The sequence below is a fragment of the Dyella sp. 01N36 genome (genome assembly GCF_056399745.1).
The window spans coordinates 18,963-38,970 of sequence record NZ_JBFTRY010000004.1; the positions used below are offsets into that span (position 1 = coordinate 18,963).

Consider the following 20,008-nt stretch of genomic DNA (forward strand, 5'->3'; position numbering starts at 1 on the left):
GATGACCACGACTAGCAGCACCAGCGGTAGCAGCCTCAGCGCGTTGCTCAATTCGCTCACGTCGGCCACCAGCGGCTCCGGCAGTTCATCCTCGTCGAGCGGTTCATCGTCCGCCGGCAGCGGCACGCTCAGCGCCGCAGGCATCGGCTCGGGCCTGAACGTCGATTCGATCGTCACGGCGCTGGTGAATGCACGCAAGGCCGCATCGCAACAGCAGATCACCACGCGCACCAACCAGACGAACAGCCTGCTGGGCGGCCTGTCGTCGTTGAATTCGGCGCTGGGCGGCATCCAGACCGCGCTGGCGACGCTCAGCGCCGCCAGCACGTTCAGCAGCTACAACGCGACGCTGACCGCGCAGGGCAGCAGTAGCAGCATCGGCACCGCGACGACGATGTCGAGCGCGCATCCGGGCACCTACACCATCGCCGTAAGCCAGCTGGCCACGGCGCAGAAGCGTGCCAGCAGCCCGGTGACTTCGGGTACGGCAGTCGGCGCAGGCACGTTGAACATCACGGTCGGTTCGACCACCATGAACCTGGCCGTGTCGGCCACCGATTCGCTGTCGAGCATCGCCACGGCGATCAATAATTCCTCGTCCAATCCGGGTGTGACGGCCACCATCGTCAACGGCACGAATGGCCAGCAGCTGATGCTGAGCTCGACCAAGACGGGCGTGGCCAACGGCTTCACCGTCAGCGCCAACGCCACCAGCAGCAGCGGCCTCACCAGTCTCGCAAATACGCTCAACACACCGGGCGGTAACGAGGCGCAGGACGCCAAGCTCACGCTGGACGGCATCGCCGTCACCAGTCCCACCAATTCCGTCAGCGGCATGATGGACGGTGTGACGCTCAACCTCACCGGCACCGGCACCAACACGCTGACCGTGGCGCAGGACAATACCGCCGCCACCAACGCGATCCAGGGCTTGGTGGACGCGTACAACAGCTATGCGTCCACCGTAACGTCGCTGTCGAGCTTCGACACCACCGGCGCCAATCCTCCCGGCGTGCTGCTGGGCGACAACACGCTCACCTCGGTGCAGCGCCAGATCGCCTCCGTGTTGAGCAATTCGGTCAAGGGCAACGGCATCGGCACGCTGGCCAATGTCGGCATCACGCGCAATGCCGACGGCACCATGAGCCTGGATAAAGACAAGCTTGCCGCGGCCTTCCAGAGCAATCCCTCGGCAGTGAAGGACTTGTTCACCGGTTCCAACGGCTATGGCACCACGCTCAACACGGCGATCAATTCGTACACGCAGAGTGGCGGCATCATCGGCACGCGGATGGACAGCCTCAACAATACGTTGACGCAGCTGGGCCAGCAGCAGACCTCGCTGGACAACCGCATGGCCACGTACCAGACGCAGTTGCAGCAGCAGTACACCGCGCTCGATACGCTGATGTCCTCGCTCAACAACACCAGCACGTATCTCACCACGGCGCTTGCGCAGCTGACCAACTCCAGCTCCAAGAACTGACCTCCGGGGATCGACCATGACCTACGGCTACATGCGCAACGCCAGTGCGCTCTATCAGGAAACCAGCGCGCGCGGCAGCGTGGAAGGTGCCGACCGTCACCAGCTGACCAATATGCTGTTCGATGGCGTGATCGACCGTATCAACCAGGCGCGCGGCGCGATCCGTCGCGGCGACGTGCCGGCTAAGGGCATGCACTTCAGCCGCGCACACGCGATCGTCACCGAACTGCGTGGCAGCCTCGATCATGCGCAGGGCGGGGCGCTGGCGGGCCGGCTCGATGCGCTTTACGACTACGTGAGTCGTCGCCTGCTGCACGCGCAGCTCAATAACGACGAGCGTGCGATCGACGAAGTAGTGGATCTGCTCACCCCGGTGCGCGATGCCTGGCGCCAGATCCGCCATGATTTCCTGGCAAAACAGGGCAGCCAGCCCAGCGCGGCGGCATGAACATGGACAACGCGACGCGCGCGGTGGCGCTTGAGCTCAGCGAACGCATGCTGGCAGCCGCCCGTGAAGGCGACTGGAACGCCGTGGCGACGCTGGAGACCGAGCGCAGCGAGCAGATCGCCCGCTTGCCCATGACCGAAGCCCAGTCGCTGCCCGTGCTCAAGACCTTGCTGGCGCATACCGAAGAAGTGCGCGAATTGGCTCGACAGCAGCGCGATCGCCTGGGCGAGGATCTGGGCCAGCATCAGCATCGCCATCGCGCGCTCAGCGCCTATCTGCGCGCCGGCGTCGAATAAGCCCGGCGCCACCCGGCAGCAAGCGCGCATAATCGGGCACGGCCGCGACGTTCACCGGCCCAGCGCAACGAGGGAATCATGCAAGACGCATCCTGGCAGCAGTTTTCCGAGCGGGTGGCCTATGACGACGGCCTGCACGTGAGCTGTGCGGCCTTGACCGAGCCACTGGGCGAGCTGCAGCGCATGGCCATGCGCGATCGCAATCTCAGCGTGCTTGGCACCTTGGCCGTGTTCAACGAGCGCCGCAGCGAGGCACTGGACGAAGAGAGCCAGCTTGGCCAGGACATGCAGCGCCTGGACAGCAAGCTCAACGTGCTGATGGCCATGCTGGACCAGTTGCTTCAGCGCGACGCGCAGCTGCCGCCCCGTGTGCGTGTCAGCTTCAACGCGATTGGCGCGTTATTGCCCAAGTCCTTGTGGCCGGCTGCGCAAGAGCATGCTTTGGTGCGTCTGCACTTCGACGGATGCCTGGCCTTGCCGCTGGAACTTGCCGCGCAAGTCGTGCAAGAGCGTGATGCAGATCACATTTTTGTTGCCTTTGAATCGATGGATGAGGCGACATGTGACGCGATTGAGCGACTCGTGTTCCGCCATCACCGACGTAAAGTGGCAGAGCGTCGAGCGACCGCGACGTAGACTGCGAACCCGGTTCACAATCGTAATGTGATCGCTATCACGCTACGGAAACCCGACACGAACGTTCTTTGACGCACATCTCGAAAGGGTGTCGCACAGGGTCACCATCCCGAGCATTGCGCCTCGGGATTTTTTTTTAGCGATTTCAGTGGTCTGTGGCGTACCGCTGCGTAGTTTCCTGGCAACGTTTACATCAGGTGACGCTCACCGGCAGGCGTGAAGTCCCACGCCGCGTCGAAAAAACGTGATTGGCTGGCCTTCTTCTTGCTCATTCCTACTCGCGGACGGCGACGGATTGTCGTCAGCGAGCAGGTGCAATCCAGGGGGACACCAATGAAGCAGCACGCACGAGAACATCACATGGGCAAGTTCGACGTACTGGTGATCGAGTCCGATCACCGCAGGGCGGAGTCGGTCGTTTCGGCGCTGGAATTTCTCGGCTATCGCCCGCAGCGCGGCGAAGAGTGCGAGATGGTGGACGAAGCGACGCACGCATGGCGCGCCGTGTATGTGGGCAATGTATGGGATGAAGCCGAAGCCGAACGTCAGTTCGCGCGGCTGGGCACGGCGTCCAATCAGGCAATGGTGTTGATGGCCGCCGATTCCGAATGGCTGCCGCGCCTGGGCAATGACGCCGCCGCCGACAACAGCCGTGTCGGCATCATCGAATTCCCGCTGCGCTACGACCAACTCTCGCAGACGCTTCGTGGCCCGCAGGCGCAGACGCCGCGTCGTCCGGAGTTGAAGCTGGTGGGCAGCTCCGGTCCGATGGCCCGTGTCAACGCATTAGTTCGCCAGGTAGCTCCGTTCGATTCCAGCGTCCTGGTGCTGGGCGAATCGGGTACCGGCAAGGAAATGGTCGCGCGCAGCATCCACGAGTGTTCCTCGCGTCGCGACAAGCCGTTCGTGGCGATCAACTGCGGCGCCATTCCCGCCGAATTGCTGGAAAGCGAGCTGTTCGGTCACGAGAAGGGCGCATTCACCGGCGCCATCAGTACCCGCAAGGGTCGCTTCGAGCTGGCCGAGGGCGGCACGCTGTTCCTGGATGAAATCGGCGACATGAGCTTGCCGATGCAGGTGAAACTTCTGCGCGTGCTGCAGGAGCGTGTGTTCGAGCGCGTGGGCAGCAATCGCACCCAGCGTTGCGACGTGCGCATCATCGCCGCGACGCATCGCAACCTGGAAGCCGCCATCGCCGATGGCCAGTTCCGCGAAGACCTTTACTACCGCCTGAGCGTGTTCCCGCTGGAAATGCCCGCGCTGCGCGAGCACCTGGACGACCTCTCGGAGCTGGTGGGCGAATTCAACCAGCGCCTGTCGCGTCGTGGCCTGGGTAGCGTGCGCTTCAGCGCCGGCGCCATGCATGCGCTGCATAACTATGCGTGGCCGGGCAACGTGCGCGAGCTTTACAACCTGGTCGAGCGTCTTTCCATTCTCTATCCGCACAGCGAAGTGCGCGTCAGCGACCTGCCGGAAAAATATCGCGGCCAGCAGATCGTGGAGGAAGTGCGAGGCGCGGCGTTGCTGTCGCTGATGACCGGTCACTCCACCGTGCTGCCCGAGCCGATGGCCGTGGTGGCCAGCGATTCGCTGGTGATGCTGCCCGAGGGTGGCCTGGATCTTAAGGATCACCTTGCCGACATCGAGGTGGGTCTGATCCGTCAAGCGCTTGACGTTACCGGCGGCGTGGTGGCCCACGCGGCGAAACTGCTGCGCATGCAGCGCACGACCCTGGTGGAAAAGCTGCGCAAGTACGGTCTGCAGCCGAGTTTGCAGGCCTAAGTGCGGGAGTGAGTCGGGAGGAGTGAGAGGCGGAAGAGGGCAGGCTTTGCCCTGCTCACGCCACGCACTCCGCTTCACTCACTTCCGGAAAGCGGAACTGCGTCACGCTTTCTCTCACTGCTCACCGCGCGCCACTCACTTCCGGCTTCGTGGCACACGTCGTGCAGTAACACCCTCGATAACTCTTTACGCGTTGGAATTCCGTCATGAGTCAGATCGACGTCAACAACCTGCTGTCGCAGATGCGCCAGCTCTCCTTGCAGACCAAGCCGGCGGAGCAGTCCTTTACCGCGGCAGCGCCAGGGCAGACCGATTTTGCCAGCCTGCTCAAGAAATCGATTTCGTCGGTGGCCGATGCGCAGACCGACGCCGGCATGCAGGCGGCAAGTTTCGAACGCGGCGATGACGGCGCCGACCTCGGTCGCACCATGGTCGCCATCAACAAGGCCGATCTGTCGTTGAACACGTTGACCCAGGTGAGAAACAAGCTGGTCGACGCTTACAACAACATCATGAACATGCCGGTCTGACCGGTCCATTGACGACGTTTCTGCGTCCCCCAAGCAAGAGCAGTCTTCATGGCCGATAACGCCCTCGCGACCACCGACGAAAGCCCCGGTTCTCGCCTGGACCTCAAGCAGCTTGCGCGCACCCCGGCAACACGACAGTTGTTGCTGCTGGTGGGTGTGGCCGGCGCCGTTGCCCTTGGCGTTGCCGTGGTGCTGTGGTCGCGCGGCCCCAACTACGGCCTGCTCTACGCCGGTCTGGAACAAAAGGATGCCGCCGCCGTCACGCAGGCGCTGCAGGCCTCCAATACGCCGTACACCTTGGGCGCTGATGGCAACTCCATCATGGTGCCCGCTTCCGATCTGGCGGCCATTCGCCTCAAGCTCGCCGCGCAGGGCCTGCCGCAGGGCAGCTCCGCCACTGCGGCCGCACCCGGTGCCGATTCGCCGTTTGGCATGAGCGATCTGGCCGAGCGCACGCGTTACCAGCAAATGCTGGAAAGCGATCTGGGCAGCACCATCGCGGGTCTGCAATCGGTGCGCGCTGCGCGCGTGCATCTGGCGCTGCCCAAGCCGTCGGCCTTCATCCGCGACAACAAGGAAGCGAGCGCCTCGGTGCTGGTGACGCTATATGCCGGTCGCCAGCTCGATGCGAGCCAGGTGGCGGCGATCGTCCACCTGGTGGCGTCGAGTGTCCCCAATCTCGATCCCAAGCAGGTGTCGGTGGTCGATCAGGCGGGCCAGCTGCTCACCACCACCGATGCGGGCAGCGCCAGCGCCATCGGCGATACGCGTCTGCGTCTGGCCACGCGCATCGAGAACACCTATGCGCAGCGCATCGAAGAACTGCTGACGCCGCTGGTGGGCCCGGGCAAAGTGCGCGCGCAGGTCTATGCGGATCTGGATTTCAGCGAGACCGAGAAGGCGACGGAGACGTTCGACCACGAACATCCCGCGCTGCGCAGCGAGCAGACCAATAGCGAACAGCACACCGGCGAAGCGAACGACGCTTCGATTCCTGGCGCGTTGAGCAACCAGCCGCCAAATACCGTGGCGCAGCCGACCGCAGCAAAGCCTGCCGCGGGCAAGAATGGGGCAGGCAAGACGGCCGCGACCGCGCAGAGCAACGGCCCCAGTCAAAACTCCAGCAGCGCCACACGCAATTACGAACTCGATCGCACCATCAGCCACGTCAGCGATCCGGCGGGTCGCCTCGCGCGTCTCACCGTGGCCGTGGTGGTCGACAACAAACTGGTGCCCGGCGACAAGGGCGGCAACAAGAGCGTGCCGTTCACCCCGCAGGAACTGGAACATCTCACGACCCTCGCGCGCAACGCCGTGGGCTACAACGAGGCGCGCGGCGACAGCGTCAGCGTGATCAATCAGGCCTTCCATCAGGACCCGAGCAACGATGTGGCCACGCCGGCACAGCCGTTCTGGGAACGTCCGGGCATGCTCGACCTGATCAAGCAGGCGGCCGGCATCCTGGTGGCACTGCTGGTGGCGTTCGGCCTGCTGCGGCCGTTGCTGCGCGGCTTGTCGCGCGCGCCGTCCACCAGTCGCGAGCTTGCCCTGGCCGGTGCCATGCCCATGGACACGCCGACCATTTCGGTGCGCGTGGACGACAAGGACGAGGGCGACGACGTGCTCAAGCTCGGCGTGCCGCCGCAACTGGCGTACGAGCAACGCATTGGCCTGGCCCGCCGCATGGTCGGCGAAAACCCCAAGCAGGTGGCGCAGGTGGTCAAGAGCTGGGTGGGCGAAGATGGCGGCTAAGCGCGAATTCGCACGACGTCCGCATGGCCAGCGTCGACATCGCATGTCGTCGCTGGCTCCTCTGCGGCAGGCGACGGTGAAACAAGTCAGCGGGCAGAACGCATCATGAAAGCAGAAACGCCAATCGGCGGCGCGCAGCGTGCCGCCATCCTGCTGCTCACCCTGGGCGAACAGGACGCGGCCGAGGTGCTCAGGCATCTGAGCGCACGCGACGTGCAGGCGGTGGGTTCGGCCATGGCCAGCCTCACCAATGTCACCCGTGAGCAGGTGGAAATGGTGCTCGCACGCCTCAATGAAGACATGGGGCGGCACACCTCGCTGGGCGTCGGCACCGAGGAATACATCCGCAAGATCCTGGTCAATGCACTGGGCGAGAACAAGGCGGGCGGCCTGATCGATCGCATCCTGCTTGGTCGCTCCAGCAAGGGCCTGGAGTCGCTCAAGTGGATGGAGAGCCGCGCCATCGCCGAGATGATCGGCCAGGAACATCCGCAGATCATCGCGCTGGTGCTGGCGCATCTGGAACCGGATCAGGCGGCCGAAGTGATCGGTTACCTGGCGCCGCGCGTGCGCAGCGACGCAGTGATGCGTATCGCCACGCTCGACGGCGTGCAGCCGCATGCGTTGAACGAGCTGGACGAAATCATGGAGCGCCAGTTCGCCGGCGGCAACACCAAAAAGCTCAAATCCGCGAGCGTCGGTGGCCTCAAGGCCGCGGCCAATATTCTCAACGCGATGGAAACCAGCCGCGAAAACGAGTTGATGGCGGCCATCCGTACCCACGACTCGGGCCTGAGCGGCCGCATCGAAGAATTGATGTTCGTGTTCGAAGACCTCGGTGACCTCGACGACCGCAGCATGCAGACCCTGTTGCGTGAAGTGCCGACCGCCCGCCTGGTTACTGCGCTCAAGGGCGCCGAGCCCGGCGTGCGCGAAAAGATCTTCGCCAATATGTCCAAGCGCGCGGCCGACATGCTGCGCGACGACCTGGAAGTATCCGGTCCGGTTCGCCTCAGCGAAGTGGATTCGGCACAGAAGGAAGTGCTCGCCATCGCGCGCAAGCTGGCCGATTCGGGTGCCATCAATCTCTCCGGCACAGGTGACGAGCTGGTCGCATGAACGCCGTGATGAACCGTGACAAGTTGCTGCCCTTTGAACGCTGGCTCCCGCCCGAAGTGGGCGAGCCGGTGGCGGTCGAGCCGACGCCAGAGCCGGTGCAGCAGCCGACCGTGCGCGAGCTGGAATCGATCGAGCAGCAAGCGCGCGAAGAGGGCTATGCCGCGGGCCTCGCCCAGGGCATGGCCGAGGCGCAACAGGTCTTGCACGAACGCATGCAGCGACTGGACGCCTTGCTGGAATCGGCCGCCCGTCCACTGCGCAGCATGGATGAACTGGTGGAACTGGAACTGACCCGCCTGGCCATGACGGTGGCGCGCCAGGTGTTGGCGCACGAGTTGCGCACCACCCCCGACCTGGTGGTGGAAGCCGTGCGCCAGGCGGCGCTGGCGCTGCCTTCGGCCAGCGGCAACCTGCGCGTGCGCCTGCATCCGGATGATCTGGCCTTGCTGCGTTCGCTCGAGATGGTGGAGTCGCACTGGCAGCTGCTGCCCGACAACAGCCTGCAGCGCGGCGATTGCCTGTTGGAAAGCGAGCGCTCGCGTCTCGACGCCCGCGTTGAAACACGGCTCGCCGCGGTCGTGGATGCCGTGCTCGGCGCCGAAGCCGAAGGCATCGATGAAGATGCCGACGAGGTGCGTGGATGAACGCGCCCAGCCCGTCGCGTGCCGCCTTGTGGCAGGAGCGACTGGCCCGTCGTCGGCAACGCGCCATCGGCGCGCGCACGCTGACCGTGGAAGGGCGTCTGCGCCGCGTGGTCGGCCTCACGCTGGAAGCGGAAGGCTGCGAGGCGCCCCTGGGTGCGCGCTGCCTGGTCACCACGGCTGATGGCAGCGAACTGGAAACCGAAGTGGTCGGCTTCGCCGATGAACGCCTCTTGCTGATGCCTGTCACCGAAATGCATGGCGTGCTGCCCAACGCCCGCGTGCGTCCATGCGCGCATACCAGCGGCCTGCCGGTGGGCATGGCTTTGCTGGGCCGGGTGGTCGGTGCCGACGGCGTGCCGCTCGATGGCCTTGGCCCGCTCGATGTGGACGAGCACGCCCTGCTCAAGAACGAACCGATCAACCCGATGGCGCGCAAGCCGATCGATACGCCGCTGGATACCGGCGTGCGCGCGATTAACTCGCTGCTCACGGTCGGCCGCGGCCAGCGCCTTGGCCTGTTCGCCGGTTCGGGCGTCGGCAAGTCGACCCTGCTCGGCATGATGRCGCGCTACACCRRCGCCGAMGTGRTSGTGGTSGGCCTGATCGGCGAGCGCGGCCGCGAAGTGAAGGAATTCGTCGAACACACGCTGGGCGCGGAAGGGCGCGCACGTGCCGTGATCGTCGCCGCGCCGGCGGATGCGCCGCCACTCAAGCGACTGCGCGGGGCGCAGTACGCCACCGCGATCGCCGAGTGGTTCCGCGATCGCGGCCAGCGCGTGCTGCTGCTGATGGAYTCGMTCACGCGCTATGCSMWGGCGCAGCGCGAGATCGCGCTGGCSATCGGMGAGCCGCCSGCCACCAAGGGYTATCCGCCSTCGGTGTTTGCGATGCTGCCGGCCTTGGTGGAGCGCGCTGGCAATGATGCCGAAGGCCGCGGTTCCATCACCGCGTTCTACACCGTGCTTACCGAGGGCGACGACTATCGCCACGATCCCATTGCGGATGCCTCGCGCGCGATTCTCGACGGACATATCGTGCTGTCGCGCGATCTGGCCGAAGCGGGTCACTATCCCGCCATCGATATCGAGGCATCGATCAGCCGCGTGATGCCGGCGGTCGTGAAGCGCGAACACCTGCGTTCCGCCCAGCGTTTTCGCCAGGTCTATTCGGCGTATCGCCAGCAGCGCGATCTGATCACAGTGGGTGCTTACCAGAAAGGGTCCGACCCGCAGGTGGATCACGCCATCGCCATGTGGCCGCGCTTGCGCGACTTCCTGCAGCAGGAGGTGGACGCGCCGACCACGCTCAACGACGCCATTGGCGCACTTGAAATGCTGACCGCCGGAGGCACGCCGTGACATCCCGCGCAAACCGCCTGCAACCTGCCGCCGACCTCGCGCACGACCGTCAGGAAACGGCCATGCAGCGCCTGGCCGAGCAGCAGCAAAAGCTCGCCAAGGCCGAGCAGCAGCTGGAAGAGCTGCAGAAATACCGCGCCGAGTACGCCGAGGCGCAGGGCGGGGTGAGCGTGAGCGCCCTGCTCAACCGGCGTCAGTTCGTGGAGCGCATCGACCAGGTCATCGCGCAACAGATCAACGAAGTGGCGCGCCAACGCCGCGTCCTTGATGGCGCGCGCAACCAGTGGCGCGAAGCCCACGCCCGCGAGCAGGCGCTGGGCAGTGTGATCGACCGCTACCGCGAGCAGGAACGCAAGAGCGAGGACCGCCGCGAACAGGCCGAGGTCGACGAACGCAATCAGTACCGCCGGCCGGCGAGGGGGCTCTCGTGAGCACCGCCATCAACGCATTCCAGGAGATCATCGTATGACCTCGTCCATTGCCGCGGTGGTGAATCTGCCGCCGCCCACGAACGCGCCTGCCAGCGATACGACGAGCGCTTCGTCCAGCGATCCGAACAAGGATTTCAGCAAGCCCTTGCAGCATGCCCGTCAGCAGTTGGCGCGGCAGAGCGACCCGTCACGGCCCGTGCACGACCGGCACGCATCGGCAAAGGCCAGCCCCTCGACTCCATCGCAGTCACCCGCCAAGAGCAAGCAGGACGACAAGGACGACGACAAGTCGGCCTCTGACGCGCCCGCCGCTGCCGCCGCGATGCTCGCCTTGCTGGGCCAGAGCGTGCCGGCTTCGGCGGCTGCCAGTGCGGTCCCGGCGGCGGCTGACGGTGAAGATGCGACGGACGCTGTCACTGCCGCGGCTGCATCCGTTGTGACGCCGGCCACCGTCGCACTGCTCGGTGCTGCGCAAGCAGCGGGGCAGGCAAAGGCAGGCGGCGTGGCTGACCTGGACAAGGGCTTGGGTGGGATTGAGGACAAAAGCCTTTCCATGGCGACCCAGGACGTGGGCGACGGCGATGACGCCGTGGCCGCGCCGGCGACCGATACCACGCCGAGCACGCAGGGCGATGCATTCAGCACGGCCTTGCAGGCATTGACGGCGTCTTCGAGCCAGGGCAATCACAGCGATGACTCGGTCGATGCACTGAAGAATCTCACTGCCCAGGCGATGTCGCAGCAACCGCAGACTTCGTCGAACGTGGCGACCGCGCCCGCTCCGCGTGCGCTCACGATGCAATCGAGCGTGGGGTCGCCTTCGTTCGGGCAGGAACTGAGCCAGCAAGTGACCTGGCTGGGTGGCCAGGACGTCAAGGAGGCACGCATCCGCCTGCATCCTGAGGACCTCGGCGAGCTTGATGTGAAGGTGAGCGTGAAGCAGGACCATGTGGACGTGGCCTTCATCGCGCAACACCCGCAGGCCGTGCACGCCGTGCAGCAGACGCTGAGCCAGCTTGATTCGATGCTGGCGCACCATGGTTTGACCTTGGGGCAGGCGCAGGTGGGGCAGGGGAATACGGGGCAGGGTTCTGCTCAGGCCGGGACGTCGGGTGGTTCCTCTTCCGGGTCTGAGAGTGGGGTGGCTGAGGGTGTTGGAGAGTTGGGTTCGGTGGCGGGGGCGGTGATGAAGGTGGTGGGGTTGGTGGATATGTTTGCGTAACCCGCTTCTGCTCCCTCTCCCCTCCGGGGAGAGGGTTGGGGTGAGGGGCGGGTGCTCGCGGGAACTTTTCTATTTGTCGTCCCGGCGAAAGCCGGGACCCAGAGCCTCGGTGTTTAGTTGTCGCGATACAGCGACCTGGCTCGCCTGCCGCGGGCTTCGGTCCTCCTGCCGGCGACGCAAAGCTAGTCCCCTTTTTGGGAAGGCCGGGTCACTTTCTCTTGCTTGCCCAAGAGAAGGTAACCAAAGAGAAGGGCCCCCGGATGACGCGCCTTCCGGGCTGCGCCCTCCAGGTGCGCGTGCGGGTTACGGGGTTTTTCGACAGGACATCCCTGTCCTGTCGAAAAACTGGCCGCACCCATGCGGCCACCCTTCGGGCTTTCCTCCACCCGCCCGCCGCGTCATACGGGGACCCCTAGGGCAAGAGCCACATCAAGAGCCGAACAACGCCCTGGCGTCGCGGGCCGGCAGCTTTTTTGTAGGAGCGCACTTGTGCGCGACCAGCCTACGGAGCGGTGCACCCAGCGCCGCGGTCGCGCACAAGTGCGCTCCTACAAGGGTGCGCTTGCCGTGGATCTTGGATTAATGGTTGCGGGTCGCCCTTTGTGGGAGCGCACCCTGTGCGCGACAACCCTACGAAGCGGTACATCCCAGCGTGACTGTCGCGCACAGGGTGCGCTCCCACAGACAGGCGCCGGGCGCGACAAGCTTCCGACCACCGCCACCACCCCGTCACGCCCAATCCCCGACACGCGTCAAGAAAGCGCCGCGATGCCGTCGCGATACCGCGCAAACCCAGTCGCAGCAACGTCTCCCGCCGATGGCATGCCGTTTGCAGATAACGGACATGTGCCGCCCGTGGCGGGTGGCCGATGACTGAACTTTGATAGGGATTGATTTCGCATGGCTCAGAACGAGCAAGCAGAAGCGGCGGCCGCAGCGCCCAAGAAGGGATCGAACAAGCTCGTGCTGATGATGGGCGTGGCGTTGCTCGCCATGGCCGGTGTGACTGGTTACCTGGTGATGAACTCTCGCAGCAGTGCGCATGGTGCGGAGGGGGATGAGCCGAAGGTGGCGCTGTCCAAGCAGGAGCAGTACCTCATGCTGGATCCGCCGTTTGTCGTCAATTTCAAGGACGACCAGTCCATGCGCTTCCTGCAGGTGGGTGTGAGCCTGATGTCGCATGACGCGGCGGCGCTGGCGGCGGCCAAGGATGCCGATCCGGTGATCCGCAATGCGCTGGTGATGCTGTTCAGCAGCCAGGACTACTCGATTCTCAGCGACGCCGCGGGCAAGCAGAAACTGCAGGCGCAGGCGCTGGACGCGGTGCGCAAGATCATCGAGAAGCGTCTGGGGCGTCCGGGCGTGGAAGCGCTGTACTTCACCAGCTTCGTGATGCAGTGACGGGACAGCGGCGATGAGCGACCTGCTTTCACAGGAAGAAATCGATGCCCTGCTCGACGGCGTGGAAGGTGGCGCCGTCGAAACGGGCAATGACGAGCCCTTGCCGCCCGATGCGGTGATCTCGTACGACTTCACCCAGCAGGACCGCATCGTGCGCGGTCGCCTGCCCACGCTGGAAATGGTCAACGATCGCTTCGCGCGCTTCTTCCGCACGGCCGTGTTCGGCGTGCTGCGCAAGACCTGCGAAGTGTCGGTGCTCGGCGTGAAGATGATGAAGTTCGCCGAGTACGTGCATGCGCTGGCCGTGCCCAGCAACCTCAACCTGGTGCGCATCAAGCCACTGCGCGGCACCGCGCTGGTGGTGATGGAGCCGCGCCTGGTGTTCACCGTGATCGACAACTTCTTCGGTGGCGACGGCCGTTTCCATGCGCGCATCGAGGGTCGCGATTTCACGCCGACCGAAAACCGCGTCATCCAGATCATGCTGACCGAGTTGTTCGCCTCGATGGTGGAGGCGTGGGCGCCGGTGCTGCCGCTCAACTTCGAATACCTCAATTCCGAAATCAACCCGCAATTCGCCAACATCGTCAGCCCCACCGAAACGGTGGTGGTGTCCAAGTTCCATATCGAACTCGACGGCGGCGGCGGCGAAGTGCATCTGACCCTGCCGTATGCCATGGTCGAGCCGATCCGCACCTTGCTCGATGCCGGCGTGCAGAGCGACCGCGTCGATCGCGATCACCGCTGGGCCGAAACGCTGCAGGACGAAGTGCTGGATGCGGAAGTGGAGCTCAGCTCGCTGCTGCTCGAAACGCGCCTGAGCATCGGTGAATTCCTGCGTCTTCGTCCCGGCGACGTATTGCCGATCCAGCTGCCGGAATTCAGCACGGTATTCGCCGAAGACGTGCCCGTGTTCCGCGGCCGCTACGGCCAGCACAACGGCCGTACTGCCGTCCGCTTCCATGCCCAGACGGGGCGCCGCGAAGTGCGCCTGTCGACCGAAACCACCCTGGAGATTGACCTCGCATGACCCCCAATGACGCCGCCAGCGCTACCCAGCGCGTCGAATTCGATCAGCTGACCGCCCCGCTGGGCGAAGGCTCCGAAGTCAACCTCGACATGATTCTTGATGTACCGGTCACGCTCGCCATGGAAGTGGGCCGCACCCGCATCAGCATCCGCAACTTGCTGCAGCTCAACCAGGGTTCTGTGGTGGAACTCGATCGCTCCGCCGGCGAACCGCTGGACGTGTTCGTCAACGGCACGCTGGTGGCGCACGGTGAAGTGGTGGTGATCAACGACCGCTTCGGTATCCGTCTCACCGACGTGATCAGCCCGGCCGAGCGCGTGCGCAAGTTGCGGTGAGCACGATGATGGCCCTGGTCCTTCCCGTTGCCGCTGCGCCCGAGATTAATGTGGGTGGCGAGCTGGTGCGCGTGGTGTTGAGTCTCGCGGCGATCATTGCGCTGATCTTCGTGGCCGGCTGGTTCAGCCGTCGGCTGCAGGCACGCACGACGCCGGGCGGGCGCCGCATGCGCTGCGTGGAAACCATGGCGGTGGGTGCGCGCGATCGCCTGATGCTGGTGGAGGCAGACGGCAAGCGTCTGCTGATCGGCATGGGGCAGGGCGGCATGCGCACGCTGCACGTTTACGAAGGCGTGGCGCCCGCACCGGAAGCCAGTCCGCAACCGCCGATCGCGCCGTTCGGCGACGTGCTGGCCCGCTGGAACCGCAAGTGATGAAGCACGCTCGTTGGATTCTCCTGGTCTTGCTGATGCTGTGTCCGGTGCTGCTGTGGGCGGCGCCGGCCATGCCCGCGATGCCTTCCATGCCGCAGATGCCGTCGTCGCCGGCCGGTATTCCTGTGCTGACCGTGCAGAACGCGCCGGGCGGCGCCCAGAACTGGACGCTGTCGTTGCAGTTGCTGGCGCTGATGACGGTGCTGACGTTGCTGCCGGCCGTGCTGCTGATGATGACGTCATTCACGCGCATCATGATCGTGTTGAGTTTCCTGCGTCAGGCGTTGGGCACGAGTTCCACGCCGTCCAACCAGATCCTGCTGGGCCTGTCGCTGTTCCTCACGCTGTTCGTGATGTCGCCGGTACTCAATCACGCCTATGCCGATGGCGTGAAGCCGTATATGGACGGCCAGATGACGGCCGAGCAGGCGGTGCCTGCCGCCGCCGCACCGTTTAAGCATTTCATGCTCGACCAGACGCGCGATGCGGATCTGCAGTTGTTCACGCACCTGGCCAATGAGCAGCCTTACGCAAGCAAGGAAGACGTGCCGTTTCGCGTCGCCATGCCGGCCTTTGTCACCAGCGAGCTGAAGACCTCGTTCCAGATGGGCTTCCTGCTGTTCATTCCGTTCCTGATCATCGACCTGGTGGTGGCCAGCGTGCTGATGTCGATGGGCATGATGATGGTCTCGCCCACCATCATCTCGTTGCCGTTCAAGATCATGCTATTCGTGCTGGTGGATGGGTGGACCTTGCTGCTGGGTACGCTGGCGGGAAGTTTTTACTCATGACGCCTGAGTCAGTCATCGAATTCGGCCAGCACGCGCTCTACGTCGCCATGATGGTGGCCGCCCCCCTGCTGCTCACCGCACTGCTGGTAGGCCTGATCATCGGTGTGGTGCAAGCCGCCACGCAGATCAACGAAATGACCTTGAGCTTCATCCCCAAGGTCGTCGCCATGGCCGCGGTCGCGCTGATCGCCGGCCCCTGGATGCTGCGCACGCTGGTGCAGTTCACGCGCCAGTTGATCGAGAGTCTGCCCGGGGCAGTGAAGTGACCACGGTGCAGCTCGCCCAGTTGCAGGGGCTGATTGGCTCGCTGTTGTGGGCGATGGCGCGCGTGGGTGGGCTGTGCCTGGTCGCGCCGGTGTTCGGCGACTCGGTGCTGCCGCAGCGCTTTCGCCTTGCCATCATGTTGATGCTGACCGTGGTGTTGGCGCCGCTCGCGCCGACCACGATCGATCCGATGACGGCCGACGGCATCACCACCATGGTGGCGCAGTTGTTGATGGGCGCATCGATCGGCTTCGTGTTGAAACTGGCTTTCGAAGCGGTGTCGCTCGGCGGCCAGTTGGTCGGACAGAGCATGAGCCTGGGCTTTGCCGAAACCGTGGACCCTCGTGGCGGTGGCAGTTCGCCGGTGCTCAGCCAGTTCTATCTGTTGATGGTGATGCTGCTGTTCCTCGCCATGAACGGGCATCTGCGTTTGATTTCGCTGCTGGCCGACAGTTTTCACAGTTTGCCGCCGGGGCAGGCAGTGATCGATCCCAAGGGCTTGTATGCCGTGGTCGCATTCGCCACGCACCTGTTTGGCGGCGCGGTGCGCGTGGCGTTGCCGGCGATGACCTCGCTGCTGATGGTCAACATCGGTTTTGCCGCGATCAGTCGTGCGGCTCCGTCGATGAATCTGTTCGCGGTGGGTTTCCCGATCACGGTGACCCTGGGTTTCGTCGCGCTGTGGCTGTCGCTGCACACCTTGCCGGGTGCCTTCGAGTCCTTGCAGAACACCGCATGGACGCTGATGCACGAGCTGGCAGGCGGTTGAGGGATACGCCATGGCAGAGAACGACGATCAGGAACGCACTGAACAACCATCCGAAAAGCGCCTGCGCGAATCGCGCGAAAAGGGCGACGTTCCCCGGTCGCGCGACCTTTCGGGCGCGGTGGTGGTGCTTGCCGGCGTGTCCGCGCTGATGAATGGCGGCGCAGCGGCAATGGAACACGTGCGGCGCATCTACGGACTGGGACTGACCTATGACCGCGCTGCGTTGTTTTCCGAACAGCTGCCCGGTCGCGTGCTCTCGATGGCGATGCACGAGGCGATGTCGCTGTTTGCGCCGGTGGCGCTGGCCACCATGCTGGCCGCGCTCGCTGCGCCGCTGTTGCTCGGCGGCCTCAATTTCAGCGCCGAAGCCTTGGAGCCCAAATTCGAGCGGCTTGATCCGATCAAGGGTCTCGGCCGCATCTTTGCCATGCGTGGCCTGGTGGAGCTGGCCAAGTCGCTGCTCAAGCTGCTGCTGATCGGCGGCATCCTGGTGATGGTGCTGAAAAACTGGCAGGACGACCTGATGGCCACCGGCGTCGGCGAAGTACGCGCCGGCACCTTCAAGGCGATGAGTCTGCTGGGTCACGGTGCGCTGTTGTTCGGCTCGATCCTTGCGCTGATCGGCGGTGCCGATGCGCTGTACCAGAAGTTCGATCACAACAAGCGCCTGCGCATGACGCGCCAGGAACTGAAGGACGAATCGAAGGAAAGCGACGGCAACCCCGAGCTCAAGGGACGCATCCGGCAGCTGCAGTTCCAGATGGCGCGCAAGCGCATGATGCAGGAGCTGCCCAAGGCAGACGTGCTGATCACCAACCCTTCGCACTTTGCCGTGGCCCTGCGCTACGACGAAGGCCGCATGGGCGCGCCGCGCGTGATTGCCAAGGGCATGGACGAACTGGCGCTGCAGATCCGCCTGGTCGCTTCCAGCCATCGCATCCCCACCGTGGAAGCGCCGCCGCTGGCCCGCGCGCTGTATGCCACGACCCAGATCGATCGCGAGATTCCCTCGGCGCTGTACGTCGCCGTGGCGCAGGTGCTCGCCTATGTCTTCCAGCTCAAGCAGGCGGTGTCGCGCGGTGATGCGCCGCCGTCGGCGCCGCAACCCGATGTTGATCCGGACCTGATGGGTCCCTACAAGTTCTGACGGAACAGTGATGGCAAACACGACTGCCCTAGGCAATCTCAAGATGCTCGGACGCCGCGGCCTCGGTGCGCCGGTGATCATGCTCGCCGCACTGGCGATGCTGATGCTGCCGCTGCCGCCGTTCCTGCTGGACATGCTCTTCAGCTTCAACATCGCGTTGTCGCTGGTGATCCTGCTGGCGGTGATCTACGTGATGCGCCCGCTGGAATTCGCCGCGTTTCCCACCGTGGTGCTGATGGCGACCTTGCTGCGCCTCGCGCTCAACATCGCCTCCACGCGCGTGGTGCTGCTCAATGGCCACGACGGCCCTGGCGCCGCGGGCAAGGTGATCGAAGCGTTCGGCGAGTTCGTCATCGGCGGCAATTTCGCGGTGGGCCTGGTGGTGTTCGCCATCCTCACCATCATCAACTTCGTGGTGGTGACCAAGGGTGCCACCCGCGTGTCCGAAGTGACGGCGCGCTTCACCCTCGATGCGATGCCCGGCAAGCAGATGGCGATCGACGCCGAYCTCAACGCCGGCCTGMTCAACCAGGAACAGGCGCGCGACCGTCGCCAGGAAGTGCGCGAGGAAGCGGACTTCTACGGCTCGATGGACGGCGCCTCCAAGTTCGTGCGCGGCGACGCCACCGCCGGCATTTTGATTCTGATCATCAACATCGTCGGCGGCTTCTTCGTCGGCATCTTCCAGCACGGGCTTTCCGCCGGTGAAGCCGCCAAGACTTATACGCTGCTCACCATCGGCGACGGCCTGGTGGCGCAGGTACCATCGCTGATGCTGTCCATCGCCACCGCGGTGATCGTGACGCGCGTGTCCAAGTCCACCGACATGGGCAAACAGCTCGTCGGCCAACTGTTCGGCCAGCCGCGTGCGCTCGCCGTGGCGGGCGTGGTGCTGGGCGTGATGGGACTGATCCCGGGCATGCCCAATATCGCCTTCCTGCTGCTGGGCGGCACCTGTGGCGGTGCGGCGTGGCTGATGATCAAGCGCGATCGCGAAGCGGTTGAGCGCGTGGCGAAAGCTGCCGCCGAGGTGCCGCCGCCGGCCGCGCCGACGGAACGTCTCGAACTGGGTTGGGAAGATGTCGCCAGCGTCGATCCGCTGGGCCTGGAAGTTGGCTATCGGCTGATTCCGCTGGTGGATACGCACCAGGGCGGCGAGCTGATGGGCCGCATCAAGTCGGTGCGCCGCAAGCTCTCGCAGGAGCTGGGCTTCCTGGTGCCGCCGGTGCATATCCGCGACAACCTGGACCTTGGCCCCAACACGTATCGCATCAGCCTGATGGGCGTGCCCATGGGCGAGTCCGAGGTGCACAACGATCGGCTGCTCGCGATCAACCCCGGCCGCGTGCAGGAAGGCCTGCAAGGCATCGCCACGCGCGATCCGGCGTTTGGCCTGGAAGCGCTGTGGATCGAACCGGGCCAGCGCGAAACGGCGCAGAGTCTGGGCTACACCGTGGTCGATCCGGCCACCGTGGTCGCCACGCATCTGTCGCACATCCTGCAGAGCCACGCGCACGAACTGCTCGGCCATCAGGACGTGCAGCAGCTGCTCGATCGCCTCGCGCAGACCACGCCCAAGCTGGTGGAAGACCTGGTGCCCAAGCGCCTGTCGCTGGGCGTGGTGGTCAAGGTCATGCAAAACCTGCTGGCCGAGCGGGTGCCGATCCGCAATATGCGTTCCATCGTCGAATCCTTGGCGGAGCACGCCAACCAGAGTCAGGATCCCGGCGCCCTCAGCGCTGCCGTACGCGTGGCGCTCGGTCGCCAGATCGTCCAGGAGATCTCCGGGCTCGGTACCGAGATCCCGGTCATCACGCTGGCGCCGGAGCTGGAGCAGATCCTGCTGGGATCGCTCGCAAATGGCGGCGTAGCGGGCGCCGCGGTGGAGCCAGGCCTCGCCGACCGCCTGCAGCAAGGCGTTGCCGACGCTGCGCGCAAGCAGGAAATGAGCGGCGAACCGGCCGTTTTGCTGGTCGCGCCGCAGCTGCGTCCGTGGCTCGCACGCTTCACTCGCCATGTGGCACAGAACCTGCACGTACTGGCTTACAACGAGGTGCCGGACAACCGCCGAGTGCGTTTGGTGCAGGCATTGGGTCGCTGAATCAAGCAGACGAGAGAGGGAATAGGGATGAGTAGCGAGGGCGCAAACATCGAGTCGTTGGCGAATGGGCGGTACGTGCCACGAGGCACGGC

Annotated in this window: 21 protein-coding genes; all 21 read left to right on the top strand. The window is 64.8% G+C overall.

Annotated features, from left to right (window positions below; genetic code table 11):
- Position 1: 1 nt before the first annotated feature.
- Positions 2 to 1,486, top strand: coding sequence for a flagellar filament capping protein FliD (gene fliD, locus AC1DMG_RS01840; protein WP_477176986.1), 1,485 nt, complete (start codon positions 2 to 4; stop codon positions 1,484 to 1,486).
- A gap of 16 nt (positions 1,487 to 1,502) precedes the next feature.
- The gene (fliS, locus tag AC1DMG_RS01845; RefSeq protein WP_441602985.1) at positions 1,503 to 1,934 is read left to right on the top strand and encodes a flagellar export chaperone FliS; all 432 of its coding nucleotides are present in this window, start codon (positions 1,503 to 1,505) and stop codon (positions 1,932 to 1,934) included.
- Complete coding sequence (locus AC1DMG_RS01850) at positions 1,931 to 2,230, top strand: flagellar protein FliT (protein ID WP_477176987.1); 300 nt, start codon at positions 1,931 to 1,933, stop codon at positions 2,228 to 2,230. Before fliS ends, AC1DMG_RS01850 begins: the two co-directional genes overlap by 4 nt.
- A gap of 78 nt (positions 2,231 to 2,308) precedes the next feature.
- Entirely contained in the window at positions 2,309 to 2,866 is a 558-nt protein-coding gene (locus tag AC1DMG_RS01855) for a PilZ domain-containing protein (protein ID WP_477176988.1), read from the top strand.
- A gap of 360 nt (positions 2,867 to 3,226) precedes the next feature.
- A complete protein-coding gene (locus AC1DMG_RS01860; protein ID WP_441603155.1) occupies positions 3,227 to 4,648 on the top strand; it encodes a sigma-54 dependent transcriptional regulator in 1,422 nt (473 codons plus the stop codon).
- A 206-nt stretch (positions 4,649 to 4,854) separates the two neighbouring features.
- On the top strand, positions 4,855 to 5,178 hold the full coding sequence (gene fliE, locus AC1DMG_RS01865; protein WP_441602982.1) for a flagellar hook-basal body complex protein FliE: 324 nt from the start codon (positions 4,855 to 4,857) through the stop codon (positions 5,176 to 5,178).
- A 48-nt stretch (positions 5,179 to 5,226) separates the two neighbouring features.
- Positions 5,227 to 6,930, top strand: a complete 1,704-nt coding sequence (fliF, locus tag AC1DMG_RS01870) for a flagellar basal-body MS-ring/collar protein FliF (protein WP_477176989.1) — start codon at positions 5,227 to 5,229, stop codon at positions 6,928 to 6,930.
- A gap of 123 nt (positions 6,931 to 7,053) precedes the next feature.
- Positions 7,054 to 8,049 carry a flagellar motor switch protein FliG gene (gene fliG / locus AC1DMG_RS01875; RefSeq protein ID WP_441603154.1) on the top strand — a complete coding sequence of 332 codons (996 nt, stop codon included), beginning with the start codon at positions 7,054 to 7,056 and terminating at the stop codon, positions 8,047 to 8,049.
- Entirely contained in the window at positions 8,046 to 8,693 is a 648-nt protein-coding gene (locus tag AC1DMG_RS01880) for a flagellar assembly protein FliH (RefSeq protein ID WP_441602980.1), read from the top strand. Before fliG ends, AC1DMG_RS01880 begins: the two co-directional genes overlap by 4 nt.
- Positions 8,690 to 10,051 carry a flagellar protein export ATPase FliI gene (fliI, locus tag AC1DMG_RS01885; protein WP_477180138.1) on the top strand — a complete coding sequence of 454 codons (1,362 nt, stop codon included), beginning with the start codon at positions 8,690 to 8,692 and terminating at the stop codon, positions 10,049 to 10,051. Before AC1DMG_RS01880 ends, fliI begins: the two co-directional genes overlap by 4 nt.
- On the top strand, positions 10,048 to 10,482 hold the full coding sequence (gene fliJ, locus AC1DMG_RS01890) for a flagellar export protein FliJ (RefSeq protein ID WP_441602978.1): 435 nt from the start codon (positions 10,048 to 10,050) through the stop codon (positions 10,480 to 10,482). The genes fliI and fliJ overlap by 4 nt, the downstream gene beginning before the upstream one ends.
- Before the next feature lie 34 nt (positions 10,483 to 10,516).
- On the top strand, positions 10,517 to 11,704 hold the full coding sequence (locus AC1DMG_RS01895) for a flagellar hook-length control protein FliK (RefSeq protein ID WP_477180139.1): 1,188 nt from the start codon (positions 10,517 to 10,519) through the stop codon (positions 11,702 to 11,704).
- A gap of 900 nt (positions 11,705 to 12,604) precedes the next feature.
- Entirely contained in the window at positions 12,605 to 13,105 is a 501-nt protein-coding gene (locus AC1DMG_RS01900) for a flagellar basal body-associated FliL family protein (protein WP_441602976.1), read from the top strand.
- Positions 13,106 to 13,118: 13 nt separating this feature from the next.
- Complete coding sequence (gene fliM, locus AC1DMG_RS01905; RefSeq protein WP_441602975.1) at positions 13,119 to 14,135, top strand: flagellar motor switch protein FliM; 1,017 nt, start codon at positions 13,119 to 13,121, stop codon at positions 14,133 to 14,135.
- Positions 14,132 to 14,470, top strand: coding sequence for a flagellar motor switch protein FliN (gene fliN / locus AC1DMG_RS01910; protein ID WP_477176991.1), 339 nt, complete (start codon positions 14,132 to 14,134; stop codon positions 14,468 to 14,470). Before fliM ends, fliN begins: the two co-directional genes overlap by 4 nt.
- A 5-nt stretch (positions 14,471 to 14,475) precedes the next feature.
- Positions 14,476 to 14,844, top strand: coding sequence for a flagellar biosynthetic protein FliO (gene fliO, locus AC1DMG_RS01915; protein WP_477176992.1), 369 nt, complete (start codon positions 14,476 to 14,478; stop codon positions 14,842 to 14,844).
- Positions 14,844 to 15,635, top strand: coding sequence for a flagellar type III secretion system pore protein FliP (gene fliP / locus AC1DMG_RS01920; protein WP_477176993.1), 792 nt, complete (start codon positions 14,844 to 14,846; stop codon positions 15,633 to 15,635). The genes fliO and fliP overlap by 1 nt, the downstream gene beginning before the upstream one ends.
- Positions 15,632 to 15,901, top strand: a complete 270-nt coding sequence (gene fliQ / locus AC1DMG_RS01925) for a flagellar biosynthesis protein FliQ (RefSeq protein WP_046973101.1) — start codon at positions 15,632 to 15,634, stop codon at positions 15,899 to 15,901. The genes fliP and fliQ overlap by 4 nt, the downstream gene beginning before the upstream one ends.
- A complete protein-coding gene (gene fliR, locus AC1DMG_RS01930; RefSeq protein ID WP_477165364.1) occupies positions 15,898 to 16,668 on the top strand; it encodes a flagellar biosynthetic protein FliR in 771 nt (256 codons plus the stop codon). Before fliQ ends, fliR begins: the two co-directional genes overlap by 4 nt.
- A 10-nt stretch (positions 16,669 to 16,678) precedes the next feature.
- Positions 16,679 to 17,815 (top strand): flagellar biosynthesis protein FlhB, encoded by a 1,137-nt coding sequence (flhB, locus tag AC1DMG_RS01935; protein ID WP_046973099.1) that lies wholly within the window; start codon positions 16,679 to 16,681, stop codon positions 17,813 to 17,815.
- A 10-nt stretch (positions 17,816 to 17,825) separates the two neighbouring features.
- Positions 17,826 to 19,916 (top strand): flagellar biosynthesis protein FlhA, encoded by a 2,091-nt coding sequence (gene flhA, locus AC1DMG_RS01940; RefSeq protein ID WP_477180140.1) that lies wholly within the window; start codon positions 17,826 to 17,828, stop codon positions 19,914 to 19,916.
- Positions 19,917 to 20,008 lie beyond the last annotated feature (92 nt).